The sequence below is a fragment of the Pseudomonas sp. IT-P171 genome (assembly GCF_949767765.1).
Taxonomy (GTDB): domain Bacteria; phylum Pseudomonadota; class Gammaproteobacteria; order Pseudomonadales; family Pseudomonadaceae; genus Aquipseudomonas; species Aquipseudomonas fluorescens_B.
The window spans coordinates 130,346-148,071 of the sequence record NZ_CATKQN010000006.1 but is presented as its reverse complement, the minus strand read 5'-3'; the positions used below and the strand labels follow the sequence as shown (position 1 = coordinate 148,071).

Here is a 17,726-nt window from a genome sequence, read left to right as displayed (position 1 = left end):
AGTGTTCAGCATGCAACTCCCGGACATGAATCTTCTGGTCGCCCTCGATGCTTTGCTCGACGAAGGCAGCGTGGTGGGTGCCGCGCGGCGGATGAACCTCAGCCCGGCGGCCATGAGCCGCACGCTCACACGCATTCGCGAAGCCATCGGCGATCCGATTCTGGTGCGCGCCGGTCGTGGCCTGGTGCCGACGCCCAAGGCACTGGCGTTGCGTGAGCAGGTGCGGGATCTGGTTGAGCAGGCCGCGCTGCTGTTCCGATCTGCCGACGACGTGGAGCTGGGCAGCTTGCGTCGACGCTTCAGCATTCGCGCCAACGATTTCTTTGTAGGCGTGTATGGCGGCAAGCTCTTCGACACGATGGAGCGCCAGGCGCCGCATTGCGAACTGCGCTTTGTCCCGGAGGGCGATGGGGATGACGAAGCGTTGCGTGAGGGACGCATCGATTTGAGCGTCAGCAACAACCGGCCGCTAATGCCGGAAGTGAAGGTGCAGACCCTGTTCTCCACGCACTTTGTCGGCCTGGTGCGCGACGATCACCCGTTGTTTGATGAAGAGATCACCGCCGAACGTTATGCCGGGTTTTCTCACATCAGCATGTCTCGTCGCGGCATCGCTCGCGGGCCGATTGATACGGCGCTTAACGCATTGGGCCTGGAACGACGGGTGGCGGTGATTGCGCCGAGTTTCCATGCCGCGATGTTTGCGTTGCCTGATTCGGATCTGATTCTGCCGGTGCCCAAGGAAGCGCTGCTGAGCGTGCGACGCCTGGGGCTGAAATTGCGTTCGTTTACCCTGCCGATCCCGTTGCCGACCCTCATGCTGACCCAGGCCTGGCACCCGCGCTTCGACAAAGACCCGGCGCATCGCTGGATGCGTGAAACGCTCAAGTCCTGTTGCGACGAGACGTGGCTGGCCGCGCAACCTTGAAGATCGAAAGATCGCAGCCTTCGATCTGACAGTTGCGTGGAGCGCACTTATAACCTGCCAATAAGTTGATTTTCGTCAGCTTCCACGCTTCCTAAAATGCTTCGGTATTCAAATCCCGGAGCTTGCAGTCCATGACTTCCCTGACGGCCCCGGCACCTCCCGCCGCGGCCAGCCACTCCGCCATGACGCCACCGGTCTTCGGCCCGCGGATCATCATCGGTCTGGTGGGCGTGTTGCTGGCGGTGCTGGTGTCGGGCCTCAACGAAATGGTGACCAAGGTCGCCCTCGCCGACATCCGCGGCGCATTGGCCATCGGTTATGACGAAGGTACCTGGCTGGTGGCCAGTTACACCGCGACCTCGGTGGCGGCGATGGCATTTGCACCGTGGTGTGCGGTGACGTTCTCGCTGCGGCGCTTCACCCTCTGTGCGATCAGCGTGTTCACCTTGTTGGGCGTGCTGTGCCCCTTCGCTCCTAACTACGAAAGCCTGCTGGTGATGCGCACTGTGCAAGGCCTGGCGGGCGGTGCATTGCCGCCGATGCTGATGACCGTCGCCCTGCGCTTCTTGCCGGCCAACGTGAAGCTCTACGGCCTGGCCGGTTATGCCCTGACGGCGACGTTCGGCCCCGGGCTCGGCACACCGCTGGCCGGGTTGTGGACCGAGCATGTCGGCTGGCAATGGACCTTCTGGCAAATCATCGCGCCGTGCCTGATCGCCATGGCCGCAGTGGCCTACGGCTTGCCTCAGGATCCGTTGCGCCTGGAACGTTTCAAGCAATTCAACTGGCGCGGGTTGTTATTGGGTTTTCCGGCGATCGGCATGCTGGTCATCGGCATCCTGCAGGGCAACCGGCTGGACTGGTTCGAGTCGAGCCTGATCTGCGGCTTGCTCGGGGGCGGGCTGCTATTGCTGGTGCTGTTCCTGATCAACGAATGGTCGCAGCCGATCCCGTTTTTCAAGATGCAGATGCTCGGCATCCGCAACCTGTCGTTCGCCTTGCTGACCCTGGCCGGCGTGCTGGTGATCTTGCTGGCGGTGATCATCATTCCGTCCAGTTACCTCGCGCAGGTTCAGGGTTATCGCCCGGTGCAGACTGCGCCGATCATGTTGCTGGCGGCCCTGCCACAGTTGCTTGCGCTGCCGTTGGTGGCGGCGCTGTGCAACCTGCGCTGGGTCGATTGCCGCTGGGTACTGGGAATCGGCCTGAGCATGCTGGCGCTGTCGTGCATGGGGGGTTCGCAGCTGACGTCGGTGTGGATTCGCGACGATTTCTACGTCCTGCAACTGCTGCAGATCTTCGGGCAGCCCATGGCGGTGTTGCCATTGTTGATGCTCTCGACCGGCAGCATCAGCCCGATGGAAGGGCCGTTCGCGTCGGCCTGGTTCAACACCGTGAAAGGCCTGTCGGCGGTGATCGCCACGGGAATGATCGACGCGCTGACCACGTCGCGGCTGCACTTTCATTCGACCATGTTGGTGGACCGCCTGGGCAACTCGCCGCTGGCCGACAGCGACAGCGTGGGCCTTGCCCATCGGTTGCATGAACAGGCGGTGGTGCTGACGGCATCGGATCTTTATCTGTGCATGAGCGGCGTCGCCCTGGCGCTGATCCTGCTGATTTTCTGGCTGCCGACGCGGATCTATCCGCCGCGTGCGCCGACTTGAATGCTCCACTGAAACAGAAGGTTTTTATGACGACTCAAGCAACGAAAAAAGTGGCCGTGGGCGTCGCCACCCTGATGGCGGTCGGCGTGCTGGTTTATTTGCTGGCGCCGGGAGTGTTTGGCAAGCGCACGCAACAGAACACCAATGACGCGTTTGTCTCCGCGGACTTCACCCTCGTGGTGCCCCGCGTCGCCGGGTTCATCAAGGAAGTGCTGGTGGAAGACAATCAGCAGGTCAAGGCCGGGCAATTGCTGGCGCTGATCGATGACCGGGATTTACGCGCTGCCGCTCAGGCTGCCGACGCCGAAACGCTGGTGGCGCGGGCGCAACTGCAAAACGCTCGCGCAACCCTTGAGCGCCAGACATCGGTGATCGCCCAGGCGCAAGCCACGGTGGTGTCGGCCAAGGCGGAAATGGCGTTCGCTGAACATGAATTGAACCGCTACAACCACCTCGCCGGCGTTGGCGCGGGTACGGTGCAGAACGCTCAGCAAGCCCGCACGCGTATCGATCAGGCCCGCGCCCGGTTGGCCAATGCGACGGCGGTGTTGGCGGCGGAACGCAAGCAGGTGGACATCCTCACCGCCCAGCGCGATGCGGCCGACGGTGGGTTGAAACGTGCGCAAGCGGCGCTGGAAATGGCCAGCTACGAGCTGTCCTATACGCGTATCGTCGCGCCGCAGGACGGTATGGTCGGCGAGCGCGCCGTGCGGGTCGGGGCTTACGTGACACCGGGGAGCAAGTTGCTGGCGGTGGTGCCGCTGACGCAGGCGTATGTGGTCGCCAATTTTCAGGAGACCCAACTGACCGACGTGCAACCGGGGCAAGCCGTGCAGGTGCGCGTCGACAGCCTTGGCGGTGAAGCGTTGCGCGGTCGCGTCGAGAGCATTGCCCCGGCGACTGGCGTGACTTTCGCTTCGATCAAGCCGGACAACGCGACCGGTAACTTCACCAAGGTTGTGCAGCGGATTCCGGTGAAAATCGTTCTGGATCCGGGGCAAGTGCTGGCCGAACGGCTGCGTGTGGGGATGTCAGTGGAGGCGAGTATTGATACCGCTGATATCGGTGAGCATGAGGTTGCACAGCGATGAACTTCGTCAATCGCGTCCCTTTGTGGCGAGGGAGCTTGCTCCCGCTCGAGTGCGCAGCACTCGCCAATTTTGAGTCCGCTTCGCGGCCCAGCGGGAGCAAGCTCCCTCGCCCCAAGGTCGGTGTTTATTCAGTAGCGTTGGTGCTGAGCCTCCTGACCCTGAGTGCCTGCACTGTCGGCCCGGACTTTCAGAAACCGCAGGCACCCCAAATCAGCGAATGGTCCAAACCACAAAAAGCCGCCGCCAGCCAAGCCGTCGCCGACACCATGGACGAACGCTGGTGGGAAGTCTTCCACGACCCGAAACTCTCGGCCCTGACCCAGCGTGCCCTGACGGATAACCTTGACCTGAAACTCGCCAGCAGCCGCCTGCAGCAAAGTCGCGCCGCGCGCCAGGTGGTCACCGCGGATCGCTACCCCAACACCGCCGCCACGGGCAGCTACGGGCGTAAGCGCAACAGCGGTGAAGGCCTGAGCGATCCGTCGGGTAACAATGGCCATTCGGCGTTCAATCTGTGGGATGCCGGCTTTTCGGCGTCCTGGGAACTGGATTTCTGGGGGCGGGTGCGCCGCGAAACCGAAGCGGCGGATGCCACGCTGGACGTCGCGGAAAACGACCGGCGCGGCGTGTTGCTGTCGGTCCTTGCCGAGACTGCCCAGGACTACATTCAGCTACGCGGCGTGCAAAGTACGCGTGCCGTCACGGAAGAGAACCTCGACGTCGCCCGCCACAGCCTGAAGCTGTCGCAGCTGCGCCTGGCCGACGGTGTCGCCACCGACCTCGATGTCGCCGAAGCCGCCGCACAAGTCGCGGCCATCGAATCGCGCCTGCCGGCGCTGGAGCAGCGTCAGTCGCAATTGATCAATGCCCTGAGCCTGTTGATGGGCGAACCGCCCCAGGCGCTGCATGCCGAGTTATCCACAGACGCGCCCGTGCCACAGACCCCGCGCCAGGTCGCCATCGGCCTGCCGTCGCAACTGGCCGAACGTCGCCCGGACATTCGCCAGGCCGAAGCTCGCCTGCATGCCGCCACGGCGAACATTGGGGTGGCCAAGGGGGATTTCTATCCGCGTATCACCCTGTCGGGCAACGTCGGCTCCCAAGCGATGCAATTGGGTGATTTCGGCTCCTGGGGCTCGCGCGCGTTTGGCATCGGCCCGCAATTCAGTCTGCCGCTGTTCGATGGCGGTCGCCTGCGCGGCGTGCTGAACTTGCGCGAAGCCCAGCAACAGGAAGCCGCCATCGCCTACCAGCAAACCGTGCTGCGGGCCTGGCATGAAATCGACGACCAACTGACTGCCTACAACGCCAGCCAACTGCGCCGCGACAGCCTCGCCGAAGCCGTAGGCCAAAACCGGATCGCCCTGCGCACCGCGCAACAACAGTATGTGGAAGGGGTGGTGGATTTCGTCAACGTCCTCACCGTGCAAGGCGAATTGCTGGCGACCCAGCAGCAATGGGTCGAGAGTTCGACCGGCGTGTCGCTGGCGATGGTCGGGTTGTACAAGGCGTTGGGTGGAGGGTGGGAGTCGGTGTATCCGGTGGCGGTGCAGCGCTGAGTGAAATCGGGAGCCTGAAAGTAGGAATCGTCCTGTTTTTTTTGTGTGGGCATTGTCCAGGGCATTCGAGCGTTAGCATTTTCGCGAATTCCTTGAGCAAGGTTGCGCAATTCTATGATCGCCAGTTCCGGTAAGCCCTTTTCAGTCGAACTGCTGGAAACATCGCCAAAGCGTCCAGCCTTTTATGTCGTTGGCCAAAGCAAGTTTGCGCTGCTGTTTGTCTCGACATTCGGTTTGTACTGGACCTATTGGACCTATAAAAACTGGAGGCTTTACCGTGCTGCCACCGGCAATAAGGTTCTGCCATTGGTACGCACAGTCATGGGTGTTTTTTTTGTGTACTCGCTCTTCATGAAAGTCGACCGACGAATACTCGCTTCAGGCCGACAATACCGCTGGTATCCACGCAGCCTGGCGGTGGCTGTGATCCTGACAGCGTGTGTGGGTGCAACGCGGGTATGGGTTCTGGATGCGCACGTCAGCTTCGCTTTGTTTCTATTGGTTTTGCTCTTGCTGACCTGTTGCCTCATGCGCGTGCAAGCGGCAATCAATTTCTCGGAGTATGGTGTTGAAGAGCCGGTTAACTCGACGCTGACGTTCGCTAACGGTATCTGGGTAGGTCTGGGATTGAGCTGGTGGGGGTTGGTGATACTCACCTTCTATTTTCTTGTGCAGGGCGGACCGTTAGAGGGTGCAACCCCGTGAAACTCCCTGTGAATGTGTGAACCTCGTGGACAAGGGCGGATGGCTGCTGTGGGGCAGGTCAACTCGATGGGGCAGCGATGGCTCCGGTCGGCTCGCGAATGCGGGTTGTTGCCGATCCTGATCCTCGCCGCCGTCGTTCGGCTCTATGGCCTCACTGACTCGGCCATCTGGTGCGATGAAGGCTCCAGCCTGCTGCTGAGCCAATATTCACCCGCGCTGACTTGGTTTCACACCGCTCACGATGTACACCCGCCGCTGTATTACCTGTTGCTGCACGGCTGGATGAGCCTGTTTGGTAACAGCCTCTTTTCGATCCGATTCATGAGCGTTGTGCCCGCGCTGGGCACCGTCGCACTGGTGATCTGGCTGGTGCGCCTGATCGCAACGCGGCGTGCGGCGGTGTTGGCCGGAGTGCTGGTGGCGTTGCTGCCGATTGCCGTGCGTTACAGCCAGGAAGTGCGGATGTATTCGCTGATGGGCTTTTGGCTGGTCGGGGCGACCATTGCCCTGGTACTTTGGGTCAAGCATCCGCAGCGTCATCGTTATCTGGTTATCTATGCCGTGCTGATGACGGCCAGCTTCTACACCCATTACTTCACGGCGCTGTGCGTTATGTCGCATTGGGCGTACCTGCTGGTGCTTCGGCTAAGCGGCTAGGGCAACAAACTGATCACGCGCCCGGCGTGGTGGCTGGCCAACGTCGCCATCGTCGCGCTCTATTTGCCGTGGATTCCCAGTCTGGTGGATCAACTGCAGCACCTGGAGCAACTCAAGCTCGGCGGGGATGTGGGCTGGATCGAGCCGGAAACCCTCACGTCGATGCCGTCGGTCCTCTGGCAATTTCTGACCTATGACGAAGGCCTTGGGCTCCCGGGGCTAGTCTTTGTTCTGTTGCCGCTGGTGGTGGGGCTGGTGACGATGTTGATCCTTCGAGCGGACCGCAGCGAATACCGATTCAACGCACTGATTGCGGCGTACACGCTCGTCCCGTTGCTGGTGATTGCGCTGGCTTCGCTGGCGACCCCGCTGTTGGTGGATCGTTACCTGATGTTTGCGGCGCTGGGCTTGCCGATCATTCTGGCCATAGCGCTTGATCGGCTCGCCGAGCACTACCGGGTGTGGGCGCTGGCGGGGTTGCTGCTGGTAATCGGCGTGCAAGGTGTCGGACTGAAGAATATTTACACCACCGCTCCGGATCGAATCGATCGAATGGTCGACTACGTGAACCAGCAGTACGTCGCCGGTGATCGCATCGTGGTCAGCGATCTGTTCTGGTACTTCAGTTACGTCTATTACAACCGCACGGCTGCTGCGCCGATGCTTTACACGCCGCCGCAGCCCGACGGACGTTCGGGTCGCCCCAATGCATACGGATTTGGCACGTTGGTAGAGGACAGCGGCGAAAAAACCTACCTCGATACACTGACGGACTTACCGCGTGGCACCGGGCGTGTCTGGCTGATCAGCAGCAGCGAAGCACCTTATGATTTCGCGCCGGTACCCAGTGGCTGGAAAGCCATCGATGAGCTGAAAGTCGACGACACGCTGGCGCGGCTGTACGCGATCTGTCCGGACGAGGGTTGTCCTTAAGGTTTCGACAAATCCGCCATGCCCTTGAGCAATTCAATCGGCAGTGGAAAGACGATGGTCGAACTCTTGTCCCCTGCAATCGAACTCAGGGTCTGCATGTAGCGCAGTTGCATGGCGCCCGGCTGGCGGCCGAGCATTTCGGCGGCCTGCATGAGCTTTTCCGAAGCCTGCAGTTCACCTTCGGCGTGGATGACCTTGGCCCGGCGCTCCCGCTCGGCTTCAGCCTGTTTGGCGATGGCGCGGACCATCGATTCGTTGAGGTCCACGTGCTTGATCTCGACGTTGGCGACCTTGATGCCCCAGGCGTCGGTCTGGGCATCGAGCACTTGCTGGATATCGATGTTCAGCCGTTCGCGCTCGGCCAGCAGCTCATCGAGTTCGTGTTTGCCGAGCACCGCGCGCAAGGTGGTCTGGGCCAGCTGACTGGTGGCCATGAGGAAATCTTCGACCTGGATAATTGCCTTCTGCGGATCGAGCACGCGGAAGTACAGCACCGCATTGACCTTGACCGAGACGTTGTCGCGGGTGATCACGTCTTGCGGCGGCACATCGAGCACCACGGTACGCAAATCGACGCGAACCATTTGCTGCACCACGGGAATCAGCAGGATCAGGCCGGGACCTTTGACTTGCCAGAAACGGCCGAGCTGGAACACCACCCCGCGCTCGTATTCGCGCAGGATGCGAAAGGTCGATCCCGCCAGCGCAATGACCAACAGCAGCAGCGCGGCAAAACCCAGTTGCAGGCCCATGGCTATTCTCCACCCGGCGCCGCGTCAGCCGCGGCCACTTGCAGCAGTAATCCCTTGCGCGCCACCACCCGGACCCGCTGCCCTGTTTCCAGTGGCGTGGCGCTGAGGACTTGCCACTGTTCTCCTTGCAGGTGCACCCAGCCGTTGCAGGCATTGCCGGGTTGTAACGACATGATCGGCGCCACGCTGCCCACGAGCCCGGCATCGCCACTGACGGTTTGGCGCGGTCGGGTTTTGAGGGCGCGGATCACCAGGAATATCAGCAACAACGCGCTGATCAGGCCCAGGCCGATCATCAACGGGACAGGCACCTCGGTGTTGCTCAGGATCACCGCGCCGATGACGAACATCACAATCCCGCCCAACCCGATCACGCCATAATTGGGCAAGGCCGCTTCGGCGATCAGAAAGGCGATGCCCAACACAATCAGCCAGATCCCGATGGGGTTGGGGATCAGCACGAGGGTGTCCGCCGCGAACGCCGATCCGCTCAAGGCCAACAGCAACGCCACTGCACAGCTACGCGTGTTCACTTGACCCTCCTTGTAGGAGCGAGCCTGCTCGCGATGAACCTGAGAGCGCCTCGCCCATCCATTGAGTCCGCGTTCCCGTTAACGCCCATCGCTAAATACAGTCTAGTCGAGCCGTTGGTTGTACGAATTTTGATCAGTTGTCGACGATGTTCCAGTGGGCAGATTTCCCGCCGGAATGCGTCGGCAGGCCTAGACTTTCAGTACAGAGCAACGTGTTAACCCATCGTCCGTCACAGACTGTTCGCGGACACCGAGGTGCATCATGCGTATGGCAAGAACCGTGCAGAGAAGCCTGGAAAAGGCTCAATGCGAATATGACATTGTCACCCACCCACACTCGGCCAGCAGCCTGGAGACCGCGCGGGTCTCGGGCATTCCAGCCGAACGGATGGCCAAGTCGGTGATCCTCGACGATCACCACGGCCATTACCTGATGGCCGTACTCCCCGCCAGCCGTCACCTGGACCTGAGCAAAGTACGCAGTAGTGGCGAATGGCAGGTCTCCCGGGAAAGCAACCTGCCGCACCTGTTCGATGATTGCGAACGTGGCGCGGTGCCAGCCCTCGGCGAGGCCTATGGGCTGGATGTGGTCATTGACCCACTGCTGACCCGGCAGAAAGACATTTATCTGGAAGCCGGCAACCACATCAACCTGCTGCACATGAATATGCCGGAGTTTCTGAAAATGGTGCCGCATGCCGAAGTGCGGGAGTTGAGTTATTGAGTCATGTGTCGTCAGTGACGCCGCCATCGCGAGCAGGCTCGCTCCCACAGTTGACCGCGTGTCCCTGTGGGAGCGAGCCTGCTCGCGATTGACCGCTTGGCGGTCACCCAATCATCAGCCATTCCCAGGAGCCCGACATGGAATCCCCAACCCACAGCCTCCCCTCACTGTTCAAACAGCTCGGCCTCCCGGATGACGCCGAAAGCATCGATAAATTCATCGCTACCCACTCGCCACTCAAGCCGGAATTGCACCTGGCGGACGCCTTTTTCTGGACCAAGAGCCAAGCGCAGTTTTTGCGCGACGAGATTCTCGATGACGCGGATTGGGCGGAGGTGGTGGATCAGTTGAATGTGCTGCTGAGGAAGGGGCGAGGGGGGTAAAGAACATCGGAAAACTGGCTTTTGCAGGATGCGATGAGGGGTGGGCAGGCAGGAGGTTTAGCGATCCCTGCTGATTTTTACGGTGTCTTGACCGCCAAATTGTTTCAAAACTTGACCAACTTTCCCCCCAAATGCCATATTGATAGTTAGCAAACTAACAGTGTGTCTATTCGCCCGTGTCAAAAAATCTCGACGTTCTTCAGATGAGCATCAGCAGTTCCATGGTGGTGGCCGCCCGGCACTGGCGGAAGATCTGCCAGACCACCTTGGTCAACTATGGAATCTCCGAAGCCTGCGCCGTTCCGTTGTTGATGATCGGGCGTCTGGGCGAGGGTGTGCGGCAGGTGACGGTGGCACAGGCGGCCGGGATGGAGAGCCCGTCCCTGGTACGTCTGCTCGATCAGCTGTGTCATGCCGGCTACGTTCGTCGAACCGAAGATGCGCATGATCGTCGCGCCAAATGCCTGAGCCTGACCGACACCGGCCGCGAGCTGGTCCAGGCGGTTGAAATCGAGCTGGTGCGCTTGCGCAATGAAGTACTGGAAGGAATTGCCCCGAGTGATCTGGAAGCGGCGTTGCGGGTATTGAAAGCGTTCGAAGCCGCCAACGCTCCATCGGTGGTGAACCCTTGAGCGGATTTTTTACCGGCGTTCCCCCGGCCCGGGACTGGTTCTACGGCGTGCGCACCTTCGCGGCGTCGATGATCGCGTTGTACATCGCCATGCTCATGCAAATGCCGCGTCCGTACTGGGCGATGGCCACGGTGTATATCGTTTCCAGCCCCTTCGTCGGCCCGACCAGCTCCAAGGCGCTGTATCGCGCGGTCGGTACGTTTCTGGGCGCGGCGGCGGCGGTTTTTTTTGTGCCGATGTTTGTTCAGAGCCCCTATGTGCTGGTGCTGGTCATCGCGCTGTGGACCGGGATTCTGCTGTTCCTGTCGCTGCACCTGCGCACCGCCAACAGCTACGCGTTGATGCTCGCCGGTTACACGCTGCCGTTGATCGCCTTGCCCGTGGTCGATAACCCGCTGGCGGTGTGGGACGTGGCCGAGGCGCGGACTGAGGAGATTTTCCTCGGCATCGCCGTCGCAGCGGTGGTCGGTGCGATGTTCTGGCCACGGCGGCTGGCGCCGGTGTTCAACGATTCGGTGAACAAATGGTTCGCCGATGCCTCGACCTACAGCCTGCGCTTCCTTAGCCGCAACGTGCAGCCCGATGAAGCCAGCGCGTTGCGCGCATCAATGGTCGCAACCTTCAACACCCTGGAATTGATGATCGGCCAGTTGCCCCACGAGGGCGCGCGCCCGCAAACCGTGCGCAACACCAAGGAACTGCGCGGGCGAATGATTCATTTGTTGCCGGTGATCGACGCCCTCGACGATGCGCTCTACGCCCTCGAGCGGCGCACGCCGGAGCTGGTGGACAAATTCTCGCCGTTGCTGGCCGCCACCACGGCATGGCTTGGCCACAAAGACGCCGACCTCTACCGCTGGCAAGCGCTGAAAGATCAACTCGAAGCGCTGCAACCGTCCGCCGAAGCGCTGGATGATCGCAAGCAACTGCTGTTCTCCAACGCCTTGTATCGTCTCGGCGAATGGATCGATTTGTGGCAAGACTGCCGCAGCCTGCAATACGCGATTCAGTGCGAAAGCCAGGACAGCTGGCGCGCGGTGTATCGGCACTGGCGCCTCGGTCGGCTGTCGCCATTTCTCGACCGTGGGCTGATGCTCTACTCGGCGGCGTCCACGGTCACCGCGATCATCGTCGCCTCGGTGCTGTGGATTCTGCTCGGCTGGACCGACGGCGGCAGCGCGGTGATTCTGGCGGCGGTAGCGTGCAGTTTCTTCGCCTCGATGGACGACCCGGCGCCGCAGATTTACCGGTTCTTCTTCTGGACCGCGATGTCGGTGCTGTTCGCCAGTCTTTACCTGTTTCTGGTGCTGCCCAACCTGCATGATTTTCCGATGCTGGTGCTGGCGTTCGCCGTGCCGTTCATCTGCATCGGCACCCTGACGGTCAAGCCGCAGTTTTACCTGGGCATGCTGCTGACGCTGGTCAACACCTCGTCCTTCATCAGTATTCAGGGCGCTTACGACGCGGATTTTCTCGCCTTCGCCAATTCCAACCTGGCCGGCCCGGTTGGTTTGCTGTTTGCGTTTGTCTGGACCCTGATTGCCCGGCCGTTCGGCGCGGAACTGGCGGCCAAGCGCCTGACCCGTTTCAGTTGGCGCGACATCGTCAGCCTCACCGAACCGGCCTCTCTGGCCGAACATCGCCGCTTGGGTGTACAGGTGCTCGACCGTTTGATGCAGCATTTGCCGCGCCTGGCCATGACCGGTCAGGACACCGGCATCGCGTTGCGCGAAGTGCGTGTGGCGCTGAACGTGCTCGACCTGCTGGCCTACACACCGCGCGTGCTCGGCATGCCGCAAACATTGCTGCACCAAGTGGTGGCCGAAGTCGGCGAGTACTTCAACGCCTGCCTCAAGGCCGGCGAGCGTTTGCCGGCGCCGAGTGCGTTGTTGATGACGATGGACCGCGCGCGCCGCGCCCTGAACCGCCAATGCGATGACGGCGCCCGCCTGCACCTGCTGCACGCCTTGAGCGGCTTGCGTCTGGCGTTGCTGCCCGGTGTCGAGTTCCTCGGCGCCGGCGACCTCGAAGAACCGCTTCCCCATGGCATCGATGGAGCGCCTTTATGATCGGTGACCTGGATATCAGCGGGGTGTTCCTGCCCACGCTGCTGGTGCTGATGGGCATTACGTATGTGATTTACCTGCTGGTGCACGGGTTGCTGACGCGCCTGCACTTTTACCGTCTGGTCTGGCACCGGGCATTGTTCAACGTGGCTCTCTACGCTTTGCTACTCGGCGCCGTGGACTCACTCAGTCGATACCTGATGACATGAAAAAACCTTTTTTGACCCTCGGCCGTGTGGTCCTGACCCTGTTGATCGTGACCTTCGCCGTCGTCGTGGTCTGGCGCATGGTGATGTATTACATGTTCGCCCCGTGGACCCGCGACGGGCATATCCGCGCCGACATCGTGCAGATCGCCCCGGACGTGTCCGGCCTGATCCAGCACGTCGAGGTGCGCGACAACCAATTGGTGAAACGCGGCCAGGTGCTGTTCAGCATCGATCAGGACCGTTTCAAACTCGCACTGCGCCAAGCCAAGGCGGCGGTCGCCGACCGTCAGGAAACCCTGGCGCAAGCGCAGCGAGAAGCCAAGCGTAACCGCGGCCTCGGCAACCTGGTGCCGGGCGAGCAGCTGGAAGAGAGCCAATCGCGGGTGGCCCGCGCCGAAGTGGCATTGATGGAAGCGCAGGTGGCGGTAGACAGTGCCCAGCTCAACCTCGACCGCTCGACCATCCGCAGCCCGGTCGATGGCTACGTCAACGACCGGGCGCCGCGTGCGCAGGAATTCGTCACTGCCGGGCGCCCGGTGTTGTCGGTGGTGGACAGCAATTCGTTCCATATCGACGGCTATTTCGAAGAAACCAAACTGGATGGCATCCATGTCGGTCAGTCGGTCGATATCCGGGTGATCGGCGACCGCGCTCGCCTGCGCGGCCACGTGGAAAGCATCGTCGCCGGCATCGAAGACCGCGACCGCAGCAGCGGCAGCAACCTGTTGCCTAACGTCAATCCTGCGTTCAGCTGGGTGCGACTCGCGCAGCGGATTCCGGTGCGGATCGCTTTCGACGAGGTGCCGGCAGATTTCCGCATGATTGCCGGGCGCACCGCGACGGTGTCGATCATTGATGACCAGCAGCGGGAGCCGGGCAAATGAGCAGGGCCTCGGGTTTGGCGGTTGCCGGATTAGGTTTGTTGCTGTCGGCGTGTCAGGTGGTCGGGCCGGATTATCACCTGCCTGACGAAGCCGCGGTACACCGTGAAGACCTGCAGGGCAACCTGGCGGTGAACGGCAAAAATGTCGTCTCGGCGCCGGTGCCCGGCGATTGGTGGCGCCTTTATCAGGACCCGCGTCTGGACCAGTTGGTGCAGCAGGCCATGGCGTCCAACACCGATTTGCGCGTGGCCGCCGCGAACCTTTCCCGCGCCCGCGCTCAGGTCGACGAAGCCCAGGCCGCAGGTGGCTGGAGTGGCGGCGTGAAGCTCGGCGCCCAGCGCTTGCAGGAGTCCGGCGAAGCCTTCCTGCTGCCGGAAAAAGTGCCGGTGGCCAATGTCGGCGACATCGGCCTTACCACCTCGTACCAATTCGACCTGTTCGGCACCTTGCAGCGCGGGATCGAGGCGGCCAAGGCCAATGCCGATGCGACGCAAGCGGCGGCGGATACGGCGCGAATCACCTTGGTGGCCGACGTTGTCCGGGCGTACACCCAAGTGTGCGCGGCCAACGAAGAACGGGAAATCGCCCAGCATTCCCTCGACCTGCAAGCCCAGGGCACCACGCTGATCCAGCGTTTGCGCGATGCCGGGCGTGGCGATGAAACCCAGGTCACCCGCTCGCAAACCCAATTCAAATCCCTGCGTGCCGACATGCCGCGTTATGAAGCGGCGCGTCAGGCGGGCTTGTTCCGTTTGTCGATGTTGCTGGCCAAACCGGTCGACCAATTGCCCGCCGGCACCGCCACGTGCGCCGAATTGCCGAAAATCGCGCAATTGTTGCCGGTCGGTGACGGCGCCACGTTGCTCAAACGCCGCCCCGATGTGCGTCAGGCCGAGCGCCGACTGGCCGCGGCGACCGCAGGTATCGGCGTTGCCACCGGCGAGTTGTACCCGGACATCAGCATCGGCGCTACCGTCGGCACGGTCGGTATTCTGGAGAATCTCGGCAAACCGGCGACCAACCGCTGGGGTTTCGGCCCGTTGCTGACCTGGACCGTGCCGTCCAATGGCTCCCGGGCGCGAGTCCGCGAGGCCGAAGCGGCGACCCAAGGCGCGCTGGCGCACTTCGATGGCGTGGTGCTCAACGCCATTCGTGAGACCCAGACCGGTCTGGCCCAATACTCCGCACTGCTGCAGCGCCGCGATGCCCTGGCGGATGCCGAGCAGTCCGCGCAACTGGCTGCGGATCAGACACACCGCTTCTTCCAGGCGGGTCGTGAATCGTTCCTGGCAGACCTGCAAGCGACCCGAACCTACACCGATGTGCGGGCGCAACTGGCTTCCGCCAACACGCAAGTTGCCATGAGCCAGATCGATTTGTTCCTGGCGCTGGGCGGTGGCTGGGAAAGCGGACGAACGCAAGCGACGAACACCAGCAAACCCTGAGGCCGTTGCTATGCTTTGACTTGATGAGATCGTGCGTCGAACTCATCAATCAAGGCTCGCGTTGGTCATGGGGACTCTAATAATGAAAAACCCTTATGCTCCCGGCTTCTGGTGCGCTATTGCGGCATTGGTGTTGCTGTCGGCCACCTATTTCTACGGCGTCATGCTGGCTCACCAGATCGACAAGGCGCTGGTGTTCCTCGACAGCGCAGCCGCGCTGATCGCCGTGATGGCCATCGTGGTGGTGGCCTGGGCTTCGCTCCAGGGCCAGCGCATCAAAAAAAGACAACTGGAACAAGGCAAGACGCTGGTGCTGATCTGGGACACCAAGGTCGCTTTGCGTCGGGTCGAAACGGTATTCGACCGGTATTTCTGGGGCAGTTACTGGCAACCGGGGCGCACGTTCCAGGAAGTCATGGGCGAACTCACCGGCACGCCGCTGGAAAAAAGCCTCGAAACGCTGAAGAAGCAATGTCTTGAGCTGGACAAGCAAATCGCCGAAGACGACTGGCACTGGCTGAACAACGCCCGAGAGCTCTCCGACGTTGCCGCCGCCATGGCCCGCGAGCGCTATCAGCTGGATTTCTGCGACCCACGCGCGGACGTGACGGGCGGGACGGTGATCAATCGGGATTTCGAGGTGCTGGTTTATACGTGGACCGCACGGCTGAAAAGTTTTGATCATCAGCTGGATGAGATGGAAGTGCAGTATTCCTGAATTGATGTCGCCTTATCGGACGCCATCGCGAGCAGGCTCGCTCCCACAGGGTTCACTGCAATTCCTGTGGGAGCGGGCTTGCCCGCGATGGCGATTTCATGCCGCCGAAACTCTCAACCCCTTCGCACAGTCCATAGACACTCTTTAACCTTTAAACATTGGGCCACGCGGTGTGCCTGATGCTAATCTCCATCGCGCTTTAAACGCAGTCGTGACCATAGCCCGTCAAGGGCTCAGGGAAGACGACCACACCTCAGACAACGGACATTGAACGGGTCATTCATGAATAAATCAGCAGGCGTGCTTCTTGGAATTGTCGTGGCCATCGGTGCAATCAGCGCCGGCGGTGCCTGGTTCACCGGCACCAAACTCGAAGGGGTACTGAACACCTCGATCGCCGACGCCAACAAGGAACTGCAAGCCGCGCTGGTCGGTTCCAATGGCACCGCGTCGCTGGAACTGGTGTCGCTTGAGCGCCACGTGTTCAGCAGCACCGCGCACTACCGCCTCAAAGGCCAAGGCGAAATGTTCGGCGAGGCACCGGTCGAATTGCTCTTTGTCGATCACATCGAACACGGTCCGCTGCCGCTTTCGCGTCTGATGTCACTGAAGTTGTTGCCGGTCCTGGCCACCAGTCACTACGAACTGGAAAAGACGCCAATCACCGAGAAGTGGTTCGCCGCCGCCAAGGACAAATCGCCGCTCACCGGCGTGGTCAACATCGGCTATGACAACTCCACCAACGGCACCCTCCAATTGCTGCCGCTGGATGTCGCGCTGGACGACAAGTCCCACCTGAAATTCTCCGGCCTGAACCTCGATGTCTCGGCCAACGCCCAGGCGCAGAAAGTCAAAGCCAACGGCTACATGGACAACTTCACACTGACCACCGTGGCTGAAGACCAGACACCGGTAAAAGTCGAATTGAGCGGCCTGACCCTGGCCAGCAACCTGGTGAAAAGTACCTATGGCTACTACACCGGCGAGAACACCCTCGAGCTGACCGACAGCAAAACCACGTTCGGCGCGCAGCAGTCGGTGTTGGGCATCAAGAAATTCGAAATGAAGAACCAGACCGAGGAGTCGGGCACCAGCGCTTCCGGGCGTGCCGATTACAAGATCGGCGAAGTGTCCCTGAACGGCAAATCGGTGGGTTCGGCGCAGATGGCCATGAGCCTGAAGAACCTCGACATCCCGGCGACAATGTCGTTGATGCAGATTTACCAGACCAAACTGCAGCCCTATGAAAAAGCCGCCGCCGAAGCGGCCGCGGCTGGCGAACCGGCACCCGAGCTGGTCTTGACCCCGGCCGAAGAAGCCCAGGTCAAAACCGGTCTGGAGAAACTGCTGGCGGCCGGTCCTCAAGTCGCCCTGGAGAACCTGTCGTTCACCACCGCCAACGGTGAAAGTCGCGCCAACCTGCTGCTCGACCTGACCAAACCACAATCCATGGACCTGCCGCCGGATCAACTGACCCAACAGCTGATCGCCCTGCTGGACGTCAATATTCAAGTGTCCAAACCGATGCTGGTTGATTTGCTCAGCGTCCAAGGGCAAATCGACGGTCAGACCGACGCCAAGGTCATCGCTGATCAGGCCACGGCCACGGCCGACATGTTCGGCGCCATGGCGGTCGGCACGCAGTTCGCCAAACTGGACGGCACCAACATCGTCACCAAGCTGCACTACGCCAACAAACAAGTGGAATTCAACGGCCAGAAAATGACCGTCGAAGAGTTTGTCGGCTTTGTCATGAGCAAGCTCGGTGGTGCTGGTGTCGTCCAGTAAAACCACAAACCCTGTAGGAGCTGCCGAAGGCTGCGATCTTTTGATCTTCAAA

Annotated in this window: 18 protein-coding genes; 16 read left to right on the top strand and 2 right to left on the bottom strand. The window is 61.3% G+C overall.

The genetic code is table 11. The features are described from left to right. Nucleotides 1–10: 10 nt before the first annotated feature. From ACM6I5_RS05665 to ACM6I5_RS05635, 7 genes are all read left to right on the top strand, one after another. Nucleotides 11–928: a LysR family transcriptional regulator gene (locus ACM6I5_RS05665; protein WP_017335827.1), complete on the top strand. Its 918-nt coding sequence runs from the start codon at nucleotides 11–13 to the stop codon at nucleotides 926–928. Between the two features lie 131 nt (nucleotides 929–1,059). Next, nucleotides 1,060–2,595, top strand: a complete 1,536-nt coding sequence (locus ACM6I5_RS05660; RefSeq protein WP_414883364.1) for an MFS transporter — start codon at nucleotides 1,060–1,062, stop codon at nucleotides 2,593–2,595. Nucleotides 2,596–2,621: 26 nt separating this feature from the next. After that, nucleotides 2,622–3,686, top strand: a complete 1,065-nt coding sequence (locus ACM6I5_RS05655; protein WP_414883363.1) for an HlyD family secretion protein — start codon at nucleotides 2,622–2,624, stop codon at nucleotides 3,684–3,686. Next, nucleotides 3,683–5,245: an efflux transporter outer membrane subunit gene (locus ACM6I5_RS05650; RefSeq protein WP_414883362.1), complete on the top strand. Its 1,563-nt coding sequence runs from the start codon at nucleotides 3,683–3,685 to the stop codon at nucleotides 5,243–5,245. The genes ACM6I5_RS05655 and ACM6I5_RS05650 overlap by 4 nt, the downstream gene beginning before the upstream one ends. Nucleotides 5,246–5,359: 114 nt before the next feature. Continuing rightward, entirely contained in the window at nucleotides 5,360–5,950 is a 591-nt protein-coding gene (locus ACM6I5_RS05645) for a hypothetical protein (RefSeq protein WP_414883361.1), read from the top strand. Nucleotides 5,951–5,989: 39 nt separating this feature from the next. Beyond that, a complete protein-coding gene (locus tag ACM6I5_RS05640) occupies nucleotides 5,990–6,607 on the top strand; it encodes a glycosyltransferase family 39 protein (protein ID WP_414883360.1) in 618 nt (205 codons plus the stop codon). 84 nt (nucleotides 6,608–6,691) lie between these two features. Beyond that, nucleotides 6,692–7,540, top strand: a complete 849-nt coding sequence (locus ACM6I5_RS05635) for a hypothetical protein (protein ID WP_414883359.1) — start codon at nucleotides 6,692–6,694, stop codon at nucleotides 7,538–7,540. On the opposite strand, the gene ACM6I5_RS05630 is transcribed toward ACM6I5_RS05635, so the two are convergent. After that, entirely contained in the window at nucleotides 7,537–8,292 is a 756-nt protein-coding gene (locus ACM6I5_RS05630) for a slipin family protein (RefSeq protein ID WP_008034707.1), read from the bottom strand. The genes ACM6I5_RS05635 and ACM6I5_RS05630 overlap by 4 nt on opposite strands. A 2-nt stretch (nucleotides 8,293–8,294) precedes the next feature. After that, nucleotides 8,295–8,825, bottom strand: a complete 531-nt coding sequence (locus ACM6I5_RS05625; RefSeq protein WP_017335843.1) for an NfeD family protein — start codon at nucleotides 8,823–8,825, stop codon at nucleotides 8,295–8,297. A gap of 262 nt (nucleotides 8,826–9,087) precedes the next feature. On the opposite strand from ACM6I5_RS05625, the gene ACM6I5_RS05620 reads away from it, so the two are divergent. The 9 genes from ACM6I5_RS05620 (at nucleotide 9,088) to ACM6I5_RS05580 (ending at nucleotide 17,674) form a co-directional block, all read left to right on the top strand. After that, nucleotides 9,088–9,549: an aminoacyl-tRNA deacylase gene (locus ACM6I5_RS05620; protein WP_017335844.1), complete on the top strand. Its 462-nt coding sequence runs from the start codon at nucleotides 9,088–9,090 to the stop codon at nucleotides 9,547–9,549. Nucleotides 9,550–9,686: 137 nt separating this feature from the next. Then, entirely contained in the window at nucleotides 9,687–9,932 is a 246-nt protein-coding gene (locus ACM6I5_RS05615; protein ID WP_017335845.1) for a DUF2789 domain-containing protein, read from the top strand. 203 nt (nucleotides 9,933–10,135) lie between these two features. Further along, the gene (locus ACM6I5_RS05610; RefSeq protein WP_414883358.1) at nucleotides 10,136–10,564 is read left to right on the top strand and encodes a MarR family winged helix-turn-helix transcriptional regulator; all 429 of its coding nucleotides are present in this window, start codon (nucleotides 10,136–10,138) and stop codon (nucleotides 10,562–10,564) included. Further along, on the top strand, nucleotides 10,561–12,633 hold the full coding sequence (locus ACM6I5_RS05605; RefSeq protein ID WP_414883357.1) for an FUSC family protein: 2,073 nt from the start codon (nucleotides 10,561–10,563) through the stop codon (nucleotides 12,631–12,633). The genes ACM6I5_RS05610 and ACM6I5_RS05605 overlap by 4 nt, the downstream gene beginning before the upstream one ends. Beyond that, nucleotides 12,630–12,839: a DUF1656 domain-containing protein gene (locus tag ACM6I5_RS05600; RefSeq protein WP_008034684.1), complete on the top strand. Its 210-nt coding sequence runs from the start codon at nucleotides 12,630–12,632 to the stop codon at nucleotides 12,837–12,839. The genes ACM6I5_RS05605 and ACM6I5_RS05600 overlap by 4 nt, the downstream gene beginning before the upstream one ends. After that, nucleotides 12,836–13,723: an efflux RND transporter periplasmic adaptor subunit gene (locus tag ACM6I5_RS05595; protein ID WP_414879205.1), complete on the top strand. Its 888-nt coding sequence runs from the start codon at nucleotides 12,836–12,838 to the stop codon at nucleotides 13,721–13,723. The genes ACM6I5_RS05600 and ACM6I5_RS05595 overlap by 4 nt, the downstream gene beginning before the upstream one ends. Then, nucleotides 13,720–15,168: an efflux transporter outer membrane subunit gene (locus ACM6I5_RS05590; protein ID WP_017335849.1), complete on the top strand. Its 1,449-nt coding sequence runs from the start codon at nucleotides 13,720–13,722 to the stop codon at nucleotides 15,166–15,168. The genes ACM6I5_RS05595 and ACM6I5_RS05590 overlap by 4 nt, the downstream gene beginning before the upstream one ends. Before the next feature lie 82 nt (nucleotides 15,169–15,250). After that, nucleotides 15,251–15,886: a hypothetical protein gene (locus tag ACM6I5_RS05585; protein ID WP_017335850.1), complete on the top strand. Its 636-nt coding sequence runs from the start codon at nucleotides 15,251–15,253 to the stop codon at nucleotides 15,884–15,886. A 282-nt stretch (nucleotides 15,887–16,168) separates the two neighbouring features. Then, complete coding sequence (locus tag ACM6I5_RS05580; protein ID WP_017335851.1) at nucleotides 16,169–17,674, top strand: YdgA family protein; 1,506 nt, start codon at nucleotides 16,169–16,171, stop codon at nucleotides 17,672–17,674. Nucleotides 17,675–17,726: the final 52 nt, after the last annotated feature.

Excerpts from the sequence above, each read along its gene's own strand:
- ACM6I5_RS05655 (WP_414883363.1), top strand. The coding sequence starts at position 2,622 with ATGACGACTCAAGCAACGAAAAAAGTGGCCGTGGGCGTCGCCACCCTG.
- ACM6I5_RS05660 (WP_414883364.1), top strand. The coding sequence starts at position 1,060 with ATGACTTCCCTGACGGCCCCGGCACCTCCCGCCGCGGCCAGCCACTCC.
- ACM6I5_RS05595 (WP_414879205.1), top strand. The coding sequence starts at position 12,836 with ATGAAAAAACCTTTTTTGACCCTCGGCCGTGTGGTCCTGACCCTGTTG.
- ACM6I5_RS05580 (WP_017335851.1), top strand. The coding sequence starts at position 16,169 with ATGAATAAATCAGCAGGCGTGCTTCTTGGAATTGTCGTGGCCATCGGT.
- ACM6I5_RS05615 (WP_017335845.1), top strand. The coding sequence starts at position 9,687 with ATGGAATCCCCAACCCACAGCCTCCCCTCACTGTTCAAACAGCTCGGC.
- ACM6I5_RS05645 (WP_414883361.1), top strand. The coding sequence starts at position 5,360 with ATGATCGCCAGTTCCGGTAAGCCCTTTTCAGTCGAACTGCTGGAAACA.
- ACM6I5_RS05650 (WP_414883362.1), top strand. The coding sequence starts at position 3,683 with ATGAACTTCGTCAATCGCGTCCCTTTGTGGCGAGGGAGCTTGCTCCCG.
- ACM6I5_RS05630 (WP_008034707.1), bottom strand. The coding sequence starts at position 8,292 with ATGGGCCTGCAACTGGGTTTTGCCGCGCTGCTGCTGTTGGTCATTGCG.
- ACM6I5_RS05590 (WP_017335849.1), top strand. The coding sequence starts at position 13,720 with ATGAGCAGGGCCTCGGGTTTGGCGGTTGCCGGATTAGGTTTGTTGCTG.
- ACM6I5_RS05640 (WP_414883360.1), top strand. The coding sequence starts at position 5,990 with ATGGCTGCTGTGGGGCAGGTCAACTCGATGGGGCAGCGATGGCTCCGG.
- ACM6I5_RS05665 (WP_017335827.1), top strand. The coding sequence starts at position 11 with ATGCAACTCCCGGACATGAATCTTCTGGTCGCCCTCGATGCTTTGCTC.
- ACM6I5_RS05600 (WP_008034684.1), top strand. The coding sequence starts at position 12,630 with ATGATCGGTGACCTGGATATCAGCGGGGTGTTCCTGCCCACGCTGCTG.
- ACM6I5_RS05620 (WP_017335844.1), top strand. The coding sequence starts at position 9,088 with ATGCGTATGGCAAGAACCGTGCAGAGAAGCCTGGAAAAGGCTCAATGC.
- ACM6I5_RS05610 (WP_414883358.1), top strand. The coding sequence starts at position 10,136 with ATGAGCATCAGCAGTTCCATGGTGGTGGCCGCCCGGCACTGGCGGAAG.
- ACM6I5_RS05585 (WP_017335850.1), top strand. The coding sequence starts at position 15,251 with ATGAAAAACCCTTATGCTCCCGGCTTCTGGTGCGCTATTGCGGCATTG.